We start from the raw sequence: 13,164 nt of genomic DNA, 5'->3' as shown, positions 1-13,164 counted from the left end.
TAACAGCTGTACCTAAAACAAACTCAAAGGCCCGCAGTCGTGAAACTGCGGGCCTTTCATTTATGAGAGCTGCTATACCTTAATCCAGATCCCGGTCGCCTCTTCTCAACTCCTCAACCGAACGCATCACCTTGTCCTTCAGGCTGACTTTGTACTTCTCCAGTCTATCGGCCACGGCGGCGTTGGAGGTGCCGATAATTTGCGCGGCCAGTATACCTGCATTCAGGGCACCATCCAGCGCGACAGTAGCAACCGGTACACCGCCTGGCATTTGGAGTATAGACAGCACCGAGTCCCAGCCATCGATGGAGTTGCTTGACTTAACCGGCACGCCAATAACTGGCAGTGTCGTGATAGACGCGACCATACCTGGCAGGTGCGCAGCACCACCGGCTCCGGCGATAATCACTTTCAATCCTTTTTTGCGGGCCTGCTCGGCGTACTCAAACATACGGTGCGGGGTGCGGTGTGCCGATACGATCGTGATTTCAAAAGGCACTCCCAGGTTTTCGAGAATCTCAGCTGCCGCTTCCATCACTTTCATGTCAGACTGGCTGCCCATGATAATGCCTACCAGCGGCTGTGTAGTTGTTTCATTAGCCATATTATGCGATTACTTTGATTACGTTTTTAATAGATTCAGCCCGCTGCTGTGCTTCCTGCAAGTCGGCTCCCAAAACAGTAATGTGTCCCATTTTGCGGGCGGCACGGGTATATTTCTTGCCGTACAGGTGAATGTAGACGCCAGGTATAGCCAGGGCTTCCTGCAGCCCTTCGTATTTAGCTTCGCCATCATAGCCCGGTTCACCCAGCAGGTTGAGCATCACGGCGGAGCTTTGGATGTCGGTGCTGCCGAGCGGCAGGTTCAGGATGGCACGCAGGTGCTGCTCGTATTGTGAGGTATAGTTCGCCTTAATAGTGTGGTGACCGCTGTTGTGCGGACGAGGTGCTACCTCATTTACCAGAATCTGCCCATCTTTGGTCAGGAACATTTCCACAGCCAGTATACCTACCATGTCGAACGACTCGATCACACGGGTAGCGATCTCAATGGCCAGGCGCTGCAACTTATAAGGCACATTGGCAGGCGCGAAAAGAGAGTCTACGAGGTTGTGCTCGGGATGGAAGCTCAGCTCCACCACCGGGAAAGCCGTTACCTGCCCGTTGGCGTTTCGGGCCACGATCACCGAGATTTCCTTCTCAAAGTCGACCAGCTTTTCCAGTATCGATGGTTCAATAAAGCCCTTGCCCAGATCAGCTTCGCTTTGCAGACGCGTTACGCCGCGACCATCATAACCTTCGCGACGCAGCTTCTGGAAAGCGGGCAGAAAATCGGTATTTATTTTGAGTTCTTCGGCGTCTTTCAGGATTCTGAAATCGGCGGTAGGTATAGCGTGTTGCTTGTAAAATTCTTTCTGCAGGCCCTTGTCCTGAATAGTTCGGACAGTTTTAGCATCCGGGTAAACTTTCACGCCCTCCTGTTCCAGTTTTTCCAGCGCATCGGCGTTCACATGCTCGATCTCGATGGTGAGGATGTCGCAGTTTTTTCCAAATTCGTATACCGTGTCGAAGTCGCGGAAGCTGCCCACGAAGAACTCATGGCACACGTCTTTGCAGGGTGCGTTCTCGTCCGGATCGAGCACCAGGGTATAGATATTAAAATCGAGCCCGGCCTGAATCAGCATGCGGCCCAGTTGCCCGCCGCCCAGTATCCCGAGCTTTACTTCTCCTTTCATAGTATCGTTGCTTAGGGTGTTTACTACCCAAAATTAAGGATTATGTTTTAATCACGCTGCATTTCTATACCTGACCAACGCTCTTCCTTGGTTTTATATTGATTAAAAACTATATTGAAAATTCTACGTTTATCGCATCCATGGAAATTATTCTGGCCACACTCTCTGCTCTCTTCTCCGTTGTGAACCCTTTCGGGGCCATGCCGGTCTTCCTGACGCTCACCCAAAACGACACCCCTGACCAGCGTAACCAACAGGCGCTCAAGGCCTGCCTCTACATGGTAGGTATACTGGCGGTGTTTTTTCTGGCAGGGCAGTACGTGCTCAATTTCTTTGGTATCCGCATCCACGACCTGCGCATAGCGGGCGGCTTGATGATCATGCGGGCTGGCTTTGAGTTGCTCACACCGGGTGGCAGCAATAAAAAAGTTTCGCCGGATGTGGTGGAGGAAGCGCAGCACAAAGAAGACATTTCCTTCACTCCCCTGGCCATGCCGATGCTCTCCGGGCCGGGCGCCATCGCGGTGAGTATCGGTTTGTTCACTACGTCCCTTTCTTTCCTGGACATGACCCTGATCCTTATCGGCATCATCCTGCTTGCTGCCATCAGTTACGTTATTCTCCGTTTCTCTACGCAGCTGACCCGTTTCATGGGCAAGGCAGGGCTTTCGGCACTGTCGCGCATCATGGGTTTTATCGTGCTGTCAATCGGCGTAAATTTCATCGTATCAGCTATTTATGCGCTGTTTTTATCTTAAACACAACACACTTAACAATCAAACAATACGCCGGTAACGCAGGCGTAATTTCAAGACTATAGCTTTGCTTCAGAAAACAACCTGACCAAGCTATGGAAATGATGCTGGCCACTTTTTCGGCCCTGTTTAGTGTGGTAAATCCCTTTGGGGCGATGCCCGTATTCCTCACACTTACCCAAGACGACACCCCCTCGAACCGTAACCAGCAGGCACTGCGGGCCTGTATTTACATGGCGCTTATTCTGGCGGTGTTCTTCCTGGCAGGGCAGTACGTGCTCAACTTTTTCGGCATCCGGCTGCACGACATCCGCATTGCGGGTGGACTGATGATCATGAAGGCGGGCTTCGAACTACTCTCCAGCAAGTCGCACCGTGGCAAAAGAGTATCAAAAGGCGTACTGAAAGAGAGCATGCAAAAAGAGGATATCTCCTTTGCCCCATTGGCCATGCCGATGCTTTCAGGCCCGGGTGCCATCGCAGTCAGCATCAGTTTATACTCCGATGCACTACAACTAAAAGATTTAGGTATGGTGTTGACGGCCATTATCGCGCTGGCAGCAGTGGCTTTTCTCATTCTTATCTTCTCGCATCAGCTGCTACAGTTTATGGGCAAAGCCGGGCTTTCGGCGCTGTCGCGCATCATGGGTTTTATCGTTCTATCGATTGGCGTAAACTTCATTGTGACAGGTATACAGGGGCTGTTCTTTGTCTGAATCAGGATTTTGGGGATTGAAAGAAAGATGAACTGGATTGATTTACCTCCCCTCTCTTTCAAGAGGACCCCTACACCCAAGTGGTAGTTCTGCTATATCAGAATCAGGTATATACTTTGAACCTGCGGTTTACGTGTACGATTGACATGCCCTACCTCCTTCAAAGGGAGAATTACCCGCCTTTGCGGATTTATAAGTATAGAAGTTGTAGTTATTGTGTCAGTACGCTGGCAGGTATAGCAAAGCTAACTTGCCCCTTCAGCAATGAAACAGATCTCCTGAGCCAGGTGCACCTTAACGACTACCCACTGTTCGAGCGTTTGGGGAGTCTTGACTTTTTTTGCCTACTGGGGGTAGGGGCCCTCGATTTTTTCTTTATCGAGGGCCCCTACCCCCATCAAGGAAAAAAGTAGGTGCCCGCCGCACAGGCGAAGCTACAAAGCAAAGCAAGTTGCTATACCTGCATAGGCAGCAGCTATACCACTCCCCCCACTGACAAAGTGAAAAACAAACCAACTTTCAACTCTCAGCAAGAGTACAAACTTTTGACCATACGGAGCATTTGATGATAACAATCATCTTCCGACAGTCCGCATTTTTAACGTATCTTTGTACCATGCAATTGAAGAATGACCTGCTTATAAGAGCCGCCAAAGGAGAAACCGTAGAACGTACTCCGGTGTGGCTGATGCGCCAGGCCGGCCGCATCCTACCTGAATACAGAGCCGTACGCGAAAGCCTGAGTGGCTTCAAGGAACTGGTGGAAACACCTGATCTGGCCGCCGAAGTAACCATCCAACCCGTGGACATTCTGGATGTGGATGCCGCCATCATTTTCTCTGACATCCTGGTGGTGCCCGAGGCGATGGGCTGTACCTACGAAATGGTGGAAAAACGCGGCCCGTGGTTCCCGAAGACAATCCGCACTGAGGCTGATCTGGCCAGATTGCGTGTGGCCGACCCCCACGAACACCTGGGTTATGTGCTGGAAGCCATCAAAGTGACCAAAAGAGCGCTTAACGGACGTGTGCCGCTCATCGGTTTTGCCGGTGCTCCGTGGACGATCCTGGCCTATATGGTAGAGGGCAGTGGCTCCAAGACATTCTCGCATGCACGCGGTTTGCTGTATACCAACCCGAAACTGGCGCACCAGATGCTCCGCATGATCACCGATACCACCATTGCCTACCTGAGAGCACAGGTAGAAGCAGGCGCTAACCTGATTCAGGTGTTCGACTCCTGGGCGGGTATACTCACGCCGGCTCACTACCGCGAGTTCTCTTTGCCCTACATCAACGAAATTTGCAACGCCATTAACAATGTACCGGTAACGGTGTTCGCCAAAGGTGCTTTCTTTGCGCTGGAGGATTTCAGCAAACTCAACTGCGAGACCATTGGTCTTGACTGGAACATGGATATCAAAACATCCAGAGCACAGGTGGGCCCGAACAAGACGCTGCAAGGCAACATGGACCCTTGTCTGCTTTACAGTTCCTTCGACACGATAGAGCGCGAAACCATCAGCATGCTGAAAGAGTTTGGCCCGCACCGCCACATCGCCAACCTCGGCCACGGCGTATACCCTGACACTGACCCGGAAAAAGTGAAGTGCTTCATCCAGACAGTAAAGGGCTATAGTGGAGTTTAAGAGTTTAATAATGAGCAGAAAGCAATCTGCCAGGCTCACATAAATCATAATATTATAAAGAGAGAAGGTCTGTCAATTTGGCGGACCTTCTCTCTTTATAAAGCAAATTGGATGCAAACGAAAGGTATAGATTGATGGATTATGGATTCTCAAACTCCTAAACTTGCTTACCCGACAGGCACTTGAGTTTCAGGATATTTGTAGGCAGTGGTACTGGCACGGGTACTGAGGGCGAGCGCTAATGTTAGGGTACCTACTCTGCCCATAAACATCGATATGATGATGATCCCCTTCCCGGTATCCGAGAGTCCTGCGGTTATACCTGTGCTGAGGCCCACCGTGGCAAAGGCCGACACCTGTTCGAAGGCCAACCGGAAGATATCGAACTGCGAGTCGGTGATGGTGAGAATGAACAGGAAAAAGATATTGATCATGGCGGCGAACGTAAACACCGAGAAAGCCTTGTACGACACTGAGTGTGGAATCGTCCTGTTGCCGATCTCCACGTAGCGTTTTCCCCGGATGGTAGCCCACACAGTGAGCATAATGATGAGGAATGTGGTGGTCTTGATCCCCCCGCCAGTAGAGCCAGGCGAAGCTCCGATAAACATGAGAAAAATAAACAGGAGCAGCGTCGGCACTGTCAGAGCCGATATGTCCACGGTATTATAGCCAGCCGTGCGTGTCGTTACAGACTGAAAAAAAGAGGTAACGATGGCCTCAGCAAAATTCAGGTGCGCCAGCGTGTTAAAGTACTCCAGCAGAAAGAACCCGACCGTACCGAGAATAATAAGCCCGGCGGAGGTATAGATGGTGATGCGGGAGAGCAACTTCCAGTTTTTCCAGGGTGTGTCCAGGCGTGCACGCATGGATTGTGGTGACAGTACATCGAAGATAGTAGGAAAGCCGATGCCCCCAAAAATAATCAAGCCCGCCACAATCAGGTGCATGACATAAGAAAACCGCACAGGTTCGGTGTACAGGCCCTCAGGAAAAAGTGAGAGTCCGGCATTACAGAAAGCCGACACAGCATGAAATATAGAGAAGAAGATCTTACTGCCCAAACTCTCGAACTGCACTTCCTGCCCCCATGTCATAAAAATAATCACTGCCCCAATGGCTTCTATGGAAAAAGTCATCACGACCAGTTTACGCAACAGGTGTTTTGTGGAGAACAGTGATTCACTTTCCATGATTTCGAACATGGCCACGTGCTGTTTTATACCTATACCTTGTCGCATCAGGGTGGCAAAGAAGGTCGCAAAAGTCAGTATGCCTAACCCTCCCAACTGCACCAGCATCAGGAGCACCACCTGCCCCGAAAAGGTGAAATAGCTACCCGGATCTACCACAGCCAGGCCTGTTACACACGAAGCACTGGCTGCCATAAAAAGAGCATCAATAAAGCGCATGCTGCCCGGAGAGATGATCATGTTTGGCATCATCAGCAGACCGGCTCCGGCCAGTATCAGAAACAGAAAACTCAGCAGGAAAGTAGTAGTGGGCTTGAAATACAGTGTTTTGAGGTGCACACGGGTTTCGAGCAGTTCGACAATTAACAGCAACAGCATTAACTGCGACACCACTACCCGGTATAACTCCACGGATAAAGGAATGTCGATGCCCTCGAAAAAGGTATAGATCACCGACTCCTGCAGGGCGTAGGTACTTACCTCGTTCACCAGAATAATGGCCATAAGGAGGCCCTCAAACCAGGTGCGCTGCAAAAATTTCTTCCGCTCGAAGGCATAGAGAATACGCAGCAGGTATATGAGTACGAAGATCGACAGGATGGCATCGATAGCGTTGAACAGCAGCTGTATTGTAGCAGGCTTCTGCGCCATGCCGTGGGCATAAATAAGCAGACCCACCGAAACAAGCGTGAGCAAATACGTGGTTCGCCTCATCAGGGTATAAGCCCTGAGTTTGCTACCATACAGTACTCTGTTTAGCCCTTCTGTTCCCACTGGTCAGCTTTTTTAGGCTTCAAAGCTAACAGAGTATTAGCCAATTGCCAAATGCGTGTCCGGGTATTTATAAGCGGTAGAAGGTGCCCGTGTGCTGATTGCCAGCGCCAGGGTCAGGGTACCTACCCTGCCAATGTACATCGACATGATAATGACCATTTTGCCTACGTCTGAAAGGCCGGCCGTTATACCTGTGCTCAGACCCACCGTGCCAAAAGCCGACACCTGTTCAAAGGCCAGACGAAGAATATCGAATTGTGAATCTGAAATAGAAAGGATAATCAGAAAAAGGATGTTGAAGCCAACCGCAAAGGTAAACACCGCAAAAGCCTTATAAGAGACGGAGTGCGGAATAGTACGTTTGCTGATCTCGATGTTACGTTTGCCCACAATTGTTGTCCAGACAGTCAGAATAATCACCACAAAGGTCGTCGTTTTGATACCGCCGCCCATGGAACCCGGCGAAGCCCCGATGAACATCAGCATCATCATGATCAGTAAGGCCGGCACTGAAATAGCTGACATATCCACTGTGTGGAACCCCGATGAGCGGGTGGTAGTCGACTGAAAGAAAGACGTTATGAGCGCCTCAGCAAAATTCAGGTGAGAGAGCGTGTTGAAGTACTCCAGCAGAAAAAACGTAACGGTACCAAAAGCAAGCAGGGCAGCAGAGGAGTAAACAGTCACCCGTGTCATCATTTTCCAGTTGCGCCAGGGCATCGCCATCCGGGTACGCATGGCATCGGGCGAAAACACATCGAGGATGGTAGGAAAACCGATGCCTCCCATGATAACCAGCGCCGCAATGATCAGGTGCATGACATAGGAGTTTTGGAGCGGATTGCTGTAAAGGCCCTCGGGAAACAAAGAGAGGCCTGCGTTGCAAAAACCCGACACAGCATGAAACACAGAGAAGAAGATCTTGCTGCCCAGCCCCACAAACTCCACTTCTTCACTCCATGTCGCAAAAATCAGCACGGCTCCGATCGCTTCAATCGAAAGCGTCATCGCAATCAGTTTGCGGAGCAGGCCTTTTGAAAACGAGATAGACTCACTTTCCATGATCTCGAACATGGCCACGTGCTGCTTTATACCTATACCTTGCCGCATCAGCGTGGCAAAGAACGTGGCAAAGGTCATAACGCCCAACCCGCCTAGTTGCACCAGTATCAGTACTACCACCTGTCCCGAAAAGGTAAAATAAGTACCCGGATCCACAACAGCCAAACCGGTAATGCACGAGGTGCTGGTGGCCATGAAAAGCGCATCGATAAATCGCATGCCGTCCGGGTCATTGGTCATTTTAGGCAGCATGAACAAGGCCGTGCCGATGGCGATGAGGGTGAGAAAGCTCATCAGGAAGATAAGCGCAGGCTTTACCTGCAGGGTTTTCAGGTGTACCCGCGTCTCGAGCAACTCCACCAGAAGCAGCAAAAGCAGATAGAGCGATACCAAAGTGCGGTATACCTCTACTGAAAGCGGCATCCCTATACCTTCAAAAATATGGTAGACAATTGGGAAATTGAAAAGATAGGTACCCACATGATTCACCAGTATCAGGCCCATTAAAGAGCCTTCGAACCAGGTACGCCGGAGGAATTTTAACCGCTCAAAGCCATACAGAATCCGTAGCAGGTATATCACCACAAAGACGCCGAGTATAGCGTCTAAGGCAAAGAAAATAAGCTGAAGGGTATCCGGATCTGTTGCAACGCCGTGCGCATACAATAGCAAGCCTACCGCTACAATGGCGAGCGTATAGGTGGTGCGGCGCATCACCATGTATACCCGCAACTTGCTGCCGTATAGTAGCCTGTTAAGCTGTTCGGTGTTCATGAGTTTCGTACAGCCTGTTCACTTTTGCTTCTGAGAACAGGCGGTTTCTGTCGACAGGCACCACGCCTACCTGCTCGCATACCAGGCCACCGCCCAGGTTGCTCAGGCCGGCCATAAAAGGCAGCGAAGTTTTCAGTGCCATACACAATGCCGATATGCTGATCACCGTATCGCCGGCACCTGAAACATCGGAAATAGCACGGCGGTGCGCAGGTATGTATGTCTTCTCTTCGCCATTGGCCACAAACACACCACGCTCAGAAAGTGTAACCAACACCTGCTGTGTTTCCAGTCGTTTCTGCAGCTGTGCTACAGCCTCTTCAAATGCAGGCAGGTTCTCGTCGGCAAAGTCCACTTTCAGACCTTCTTTGAGTTCTTTCAGGTTTGGTTTGAAAAGCGTGCAGCCTTTGTAACTCAGGAAGTTTTTCTTTTTGGGATCTACCACAGAAGGTATACCGCGCTCGTTAGCCAGTTGAATAAACCGGGTAATGTTTTGTTCCGAAAACACCCCTTTATCATAATCTTCAAAAACGATCACATCAGCCCGTTCGAGTAGTTTCAGATAATGCTCCTCCAGGTGGCGCTCCTCATAATCGGCCAGGTTGTGCTCGATCTCGGCGTCCACGCGCAGCAGTTGCTGACCACCGGCTATAATGCGGTGCTTGATGGTAGTCACGCGCTCGGGGCTTTGTACGATGCCTTCCGTAGAAAGATTGCGTTCCTCCATCAGGCGCAGGAAATCGCCGCCATCCGGGTCGTCGCCAATCACGGAGCAAAGCAACGGCGTCGCGCCCATGGCCTGCACATTCAGGGCCACGTTGGCAGCACCGCCCAGTCGCTTCTCGCGCTTCACTACATTCACAATCGGCACAGGTGCTTCCGGTGAAATGCGTGTCGACTTGCCCCACAGGTATGAGTCGATCATCACATCGCCCACAATAAGCACGGTCAGGCTGTCAAAGGCACTGAAAATATCTTCTAAATTGGTATGCTGATTCATTATTGCAATTTGGCGAGGCTCTCCTTAATGCGGCGGAGCGCCTCGATTAATTTATCATCGGATGTGGCGTAAGAGAAACGGATACACTGCGGTGCACCGAAGGCCTCGCCACTCACCAGGGCCACATGTGCGTCGGTGAGCAGGTATAGACTCAGGTCGAGCGCACTACTGATGATGTTGCCGTTATAACTTTTGCCGAAGTAGTAACTCACATCCGGGAAAATATAAAAAGCGCCGGTCGGCACGTTTGTCCTAAAGCCTGGTATACCTTGCATGATCTCCAGTACGAGGTCACGGCGACGAAGGTAAGCGTCACGCATCTCCAAAGCCGATTCATTTCCCCCCAACAATGCGGCATGGGCCGCCTTCTGGGCGATGGAGCAGGTGCCGGACGTGATCTGGCTCTGCATTTTCTCGCAGGCGACGGCAATGTCTTTGTGAGCAGCAATGTAACCCACGCGCCAGCCTGTCATGGCATAGCCCTTCGAGAAACCATTCACCGTGATCACGCGGTCTTTGATAAAGTCAAAGCCCGCCATGCTGGCATGTTTTTCCCCGAAGTTGATGTACTCGTAGATCTCGTCGGCGATGATGTATACCTGCGGATGTTTCTCCAGCACTTTGGCCAGCGCCAGCAGCTCCTGCTCATCGAACACCGAACCGGTCGGGTTGCAGGGCGAAGAATACATCACCAATTTGGTATTGGAGGTAATGGCACTTTCGAGTTGCTCCGGCGTCACTTTAAAGTCATTCTCCAGACGACCCTGCAACGGCACCGGTATACCTTCGGCCAACTTCACGATCTCTTCATAGGACACCCAGTAAGGCGAGAAAACTATCACTTCGTCTCCCGGATTCACCAGACACATCACCGCATTGGCAATAGACTGCTTGGCTCCTGTCGACACCACGATGTTCTCCGGACCGTAGTCCAGGTTGTTGTCACGCTTAAATTTATCGGCAATCGCCTGACGCAGCGCTGGGAAGCCCGGCACCGGGGTATAGAAAGTAAAGCCCTCATCGATTGCCTCTTTTGCGGCGTCTTTGATGTATTGCGGCGTTTGAAAGTCCGGTTCTCCAAAGCTCAGGTTGATGATATCAAATCCCTGTGCGGCCAGTTCACGACCTTTTTTAGCCATCGCGATAGTCTGCGACTCCGACAGCGCCATGATTCTGTCTGAAAGTATGTGTGATGCTGTGTTTTGCATGCTTCTTCTGAGATAAGCTCCAAAGTTAATATAATGCAAGAGAAAACCAGTGAAATGAGGATTGAATATGGTGCCCATTAGCCCCTCATTTTGTAGAAGGGAAGTAGATTTTGAGAATCAGGGTTTACAGAATTTTTCAGAAGCTGCGTCCCAACGCCGTAGTCTCTACTTACCCAAGGTAGAAAATCTTCGTGCACGATGAACATCCCCCCCTACCTTCGAAGGGGGACTTCAGCTACTGCCAATTCTTTTGGTATAGCTTGGTAGCACATACCACTGACAGGTATAGTAACAGGTCCTTGCCCCTTCAACAATGAAACAAAGAGCCTTAGCCAGTTGCACCAATTGACTACCCACTGTTGGGGGTGAAGGGGTCCCCCTGTCAAGAGCGGTCAGCGAGTAGGGGTAGGGGCCCTCGATTTGGGGAGTCTTGACTTTTTTGCCTCCTTTTTATGTCAAGACAAAAAGTGAGTGCCCGCCGCACAGGCGAAGCTACAGAGCAATACAAGTTGCTATACATGAAGCAGTTGCAACAAAGCAACCTTTGCTATACCTATCACAAACCAAAAAAGGACATGCTTTCACATGTCCTTTCTCAGCTTTTAAAAGACAATTTTAATTCTTCCCGTAAGAGGTACGCTCTACAATGCTACGTCCCAAGGTAATTTCATCGGTATACTCCAGCTCACCCCCTACTGGCACCCCACGGGCAATGGTGGTAATGCGCACGTTGTGGTCGCGGAGTTTGCGGGTAAGGTAAAAAGCAGTCGTGTCGCCTTCCATGGTAGGACTGATGGCCAAAAGGATCTCCTTTACTTCGGAGTTTGGCAGGCGTTCCAGCAGCGAGTCGATGTGGAGGTCCGATGGCCCTACGCCTTCAATCGGCGAGATCACACCGCCCAGCACGTGGTACAGGCCCTTGAACTGCGAGGTATTCTCGATAGCGATTACATCGCGGATGTCGCTTACTACGCACAGCAGGCTGCGGTCGCGCAGCGGGTTGAGGCAGATACCACATACCTCAGTGTCTGAAATGTTGTGGCATTCCTTGCAATGCTTCACTTCGGTGCGCATTTTCACGAGTGCCTCGGCCAGCAGAAAAGTCTCTTCAGATTCCTCTTTAAGCATGTGCAGCGCCAACCGTAGGGCAGTCTTGCGCCCTACGCCCGGGAGCTTCGCCAGCTCCTCAACGGCGTTTTCAATCAGTTTAGACGGAAATTCCATTCAACCTCCCGCTACTCGATGTTGGCCGATAGGTCTTTGTCATGCAGGGCAGTGCACATACCTGCCAGCTCTTCGTAAGACCCCACCTTCACGGTGCACTTGCCTTTGTAGTGGATCAGCAGCGTGCATTGCTCCGCCTGTTCCGCCGAGTGGCCGCATACCTTGATAAGCGTTGTAATCACGTGGTCAAACGTATTCACGTCGTCGTTATACACAATCAGGTTGTGCAGATCGGTGCTCTCTTCGAGCAGAGCCACTTCATCCTGATGTAAAATTTGAGTCTCAATATTCATAGTGCAAAATTACGAATTTTTATGGAGCTACGGAAGCAGAACGCATTATAATACAGCTCTCCCCGGCCAGCTCCGGCTATCTGAAAAAGGTATAGTTTAAAACAATCCGGAGCCGGGGTTAATTCCTGCAAAAGCACATATTTCAAGGTATATTTACGGCCCGACCATCTTGAACAGCACGCCTATTTTACCTAGCTTTACAGGTATAGCTTATATATACCTATGCCCACCGTCTCTACTGGTTTTAAAAAAGCTGTCAAGCAGCTGAGCGATAAAGAAAAGGAAGCCATCATCATCAAAGCTGCCCGCCGTGACGGGGAGCTGTACGATTTGCTGGCCATTGAACTGGGCGAACTTACGCCGGAAGAGGCCTATGACCAGACCGCAGAAAAGATACGCGAACTGATGATGGACACCTCCGGTCGCTACCTGGGTCGTGCCCTGACCAAGTCGTTGCGCAAGTCGGTCAAGGAAATTGCCCGTTTCAAGCGTATTACCAAAGACGTGAAGCTCGAAACTGACCTGCACCTATACCTGCTGCGCCTGATCTTCGAAAACTTCACCGGCCACTTCGACAGCTATTACAAAGCCTTCTATACCGCCACCGCCCGCCTTCTGCAGCGCACCATCCAACTCATTCGCAAGAACCTGCACGAAGATTACCACCTGGAGTATAAAGACGAGCTCGACAGCTTCCTGGAGCAGATCCACAGCCGCAACAAGCCGCTGAGCTTTGATTTGCCGAGGGAGTTTGAGGTGGAGTAATTGAAAGAAAAGAGTC

At 50.8% G+C, this 13,164-nt stretch carries 12 protein-coding genes; 4 read left to right on the top strand and 8 right to left on the bottom strand.

Features of this window, described 5'->3' with window-relative positions; genetic code table 11:
* Positions 1-79: 79 nt before the first annotated feature.
* Positions 80-604, bottom strand: a complete 525-nt coding sequence (gene purE / locus K3G39_RS08635) for a 5-(carboxyamino)imidazole ribonucleotide mutase (protein ID WP_220625787.1) — start codon at positions 602-604, stop codon at positions 80-82.
* Between the two features lies 1 nt (position 605).
* Complete coding sequence (locus K3G39_RS08630) at positions 606-1,736, bottom strand: 5-(carboxyamino)imidazole ribonucleotide synthase (protein ID WP_220625786.1); 1,131 nt, start codon at positions 1,734-1,736, stop codon at positions 606-608.
* A 140-nt stretch (positions 1,737-1,876) separates the two neighbouring features.
* Between K3G39_RS08630 and K3G39_RS08625 the strand changes: the two genes are divergently transcribed.
* The 3 genes from K3G39_RS08625 to hemE all read left to right on the top strand — a co-directional run bounded on the left by K3G39_RS08625 (position 1,877) and on the right by hemE (position 4,855).
* Positions 1,877-2,494: a MarC family NAAT transporter gene (locus tag K3G39_RS08625; protein WP_220625785.1), complete on the top strand. Its 618-nt coding sequence runs from the start codon at positions 1,877-1,879 to the stop codon at positions 2,492-2,494.
* Positions 2,495-2,586: 92 nt separating this feature from the next.
* On the top strand, positions 2,587-3,207 hold the full coding sequence (locus K3G39_RS08620) for a MarC family NAAT transporter (RefSeq protein ID WP_220625784.1): 621 nt from the start codon (positions 2,587-2,589) through the stop codon (positions 3,205-3,207).
* A 616-nt stretch (positions 3,208-3,823) separates the two neighbouring features.
* Complete coding sequence (hemE, locus tag K3G39_RS08615) at positions 3,824-4,855, top strand: uroporphyrinogen decarboxylase (RefSeq protein WP_220625783.1); 1,032 nt, start codon at positions 3,824-3,826, stop codon at positions 4,853-4,855.
* 167 nt (positions 4,856-5,022) lie between these two features.
* Here the strand turns inward: hemE and K3G39_RS08610 are convergent, their stop codons facing one another.
* From K3G39_RS08610 to K3G39_RS08585, 6 genes are all read right to left on the bottom strand, one after another.
* A complete protein-coding gene (locus tag K3G39_RS08610) occupies positions 5,023-6,762 on the bottom strand; it encodes a TrkH family potassium uptake protein (RefSeq protein WP_255594153.1) in 1,740 nt (579 codons plus the stop codon).
* A gap of 96 nt (positions 6,763-6,858) precedes the next feature.
* Positions 6,859-8,658, bottom strand: coding sequence for a TrkH family potassium uptake protein (locus K3G39_RS08605; protein ID WP_220625781.1), 1,800 nt, complete (start codon positions 8,656-8,658; stop codon positions 6,859-6,861).
* Positions 8,639-9,658, bottom strand: coding sequence for a bifunctional heptose 7-phosphate kinase/heptose 1-phosphate adenyltransferase (locus K3G39_RS08600; RefSeq protein ID WP_220625780.1), 1,020 nt, complete (start codon positions 9,656-9,658; stop codon positions 8,639-8,641). The genes K3G39_RS08605 and K3G39_RS08600 overlap by 20 nt, the downstream gene beginning before the upstream one ends.
* Positions 9,658-10,866, bottom strand: coding sequence for a pyridoxal phosphate-dependent aminotransferase (locus tag K3G39_RS08595; RefSeq protein WP_220625779.1), 1,209 nt, complete (start codon positions 10,864-10,866; stop codon positions 9,658-9,660). Before K3G39_RS08595 ends, K3G39_RS08600 begins: the two co-directional genes overlap by 1 nt.
* A gap of 615 nt (positions 10,867-11,481) precedes the next feature.
* Entirely contained in the window at positions 11,482-12,090 is a 609-nt protein-coding gene (recR, locus tag K3G39_RS08590; protein WP_101445725.1) for a recombination mediator RecR, read from the bottom strand.
* An 11-nt stretch (positions 12,091-12,101) separates the two neighbouring features.
* Positions 12,102-12,383 carry an ATP-dependent Clp protease adaptor ClpS gene (locus tag K3G39_RS08585; protein WP_220625778.1) on the bottom strand — a complete coding sequence of 94 codons (282 nt, stop codon included), beginning with the start codon at positions 12,381-12,383 and terminating at the stop codon, positions 12,102-12,104.
* 222 nt (positions 12,384-12,605) lie between these two features.
* Between K3G39_RS08585 and K3G39_RS08580 the strand changes: the two genes are divergently transcribed.
* On the top strand, positions 12,606-13,148 hold the full coding sequence (locus K3G39_RS08580; RefSeq protein WP_220625777.1) for a hypothetical protein: 543 nt from the start codon (positions 12,606-12,608) through the stop codon (positions 13,146-13,148).
* The last annotated feature ends 16 nt before the right edge of the window (positions 13,149-13,164 follow it).

It is taken from the genome of Pontibacter sp. HSC-14F20 (assembly GCF_019599265.1).
GTDB lineage: Bacteria > Bacteroidota > Bacteroidia > Cytophagales > Hymenobacteraceae > Pontibacter.
This window is presented reverse-complemented; position numbering and strand designations above follow the sequence as displayed.

Excerpts from the sequence above, each read along its gene's own strand:
- purE (WP_220625787.1), bottom strand. The coding sequence starts at position 604 with ATGGCTAATGAAACAACTACACAGCCGCTGGTAGGCATTATCATGGGC.
- K3G39_RS08630 (WP_220625786.1), bottom strand. The coding sequence starts at position 1,736 with ATGAAAGGAGAAGTAAAGCTCGGGATACTGGGCGGCGGGCAACTGGGC.
- K3G39_RS08625 (WP_220625785.1), top strand. The coding sequence starts at position 1,877 with ATGGAAATTATTCTGGCCACACTCTCTGCTCTCTTCTCCGTTGTGAAC.
- K3G39_RS08620 (WP_220625784.1), top strand. The coding sequence starts at position 2,587 with ATGGAAATGATGCTGGCCACTTTTTCGGCCCTGTTTAGTGTGGTAAAT.
- hemE (WP_220625783.1), top strand. The coding sequence starts at position 3,824 with ATGCAATTGAAGAATGACCTGCTTATAAGAGCCGCCAAAGGAGAAACC.
- K3G39_RS08610 (WP_255594153.1), bottom strand. The coding sequence starts at position 6,762 with ATGAGGCGAACCACGTATTTGCTCACGCTTGTTTCGGTGGGTCTGCTT.
- K3G39_RS08605 (WP_220625781.1), bottom strand. The coding sequence starts at position 8,658 with ATGAACACCGAACAGCTTAACAGGCTACTATACGGCAGCAAGTTGCGG.
- K3G39_RS08600 (WP_220625780.1), bottom strand. The coding sequence starts at position 9,658 with ATGAATCAGCATACCAATTTAGAAGATATTTTCAGTGCCTTTGACAGC.
- K3G39_RS08595 (WP_220625779.1), bottom strand. The coding sequence starts at position 10,866 with ATGCAAAACACAGCATCACACATACTTTCAGACAGAATCATGGCGCTG.
- recR (WP_101445725.1), bottom strand. The coding sequence starts at position 12,090 with ATGGAATTTCCGTCTAAACTGATTGAAAACGCCGTTGAGGAGCTGGCG.
- K3G39_RS08585 (WP_220625778.1), bottom strand. The coding sequence starts at position 12,383 with ATGAATATTGAGACTCAAATTTTACATCAGGATGAAGTGGCTCTGCTC.
- K3G39_RS08580 (WP_220625777.1), top strand. The coding sequence starts at position 12,606 with ATGCCCACCGTCTCTACTGGTTTTAAAAAAGCTGTCAAGCAGCTGAGC.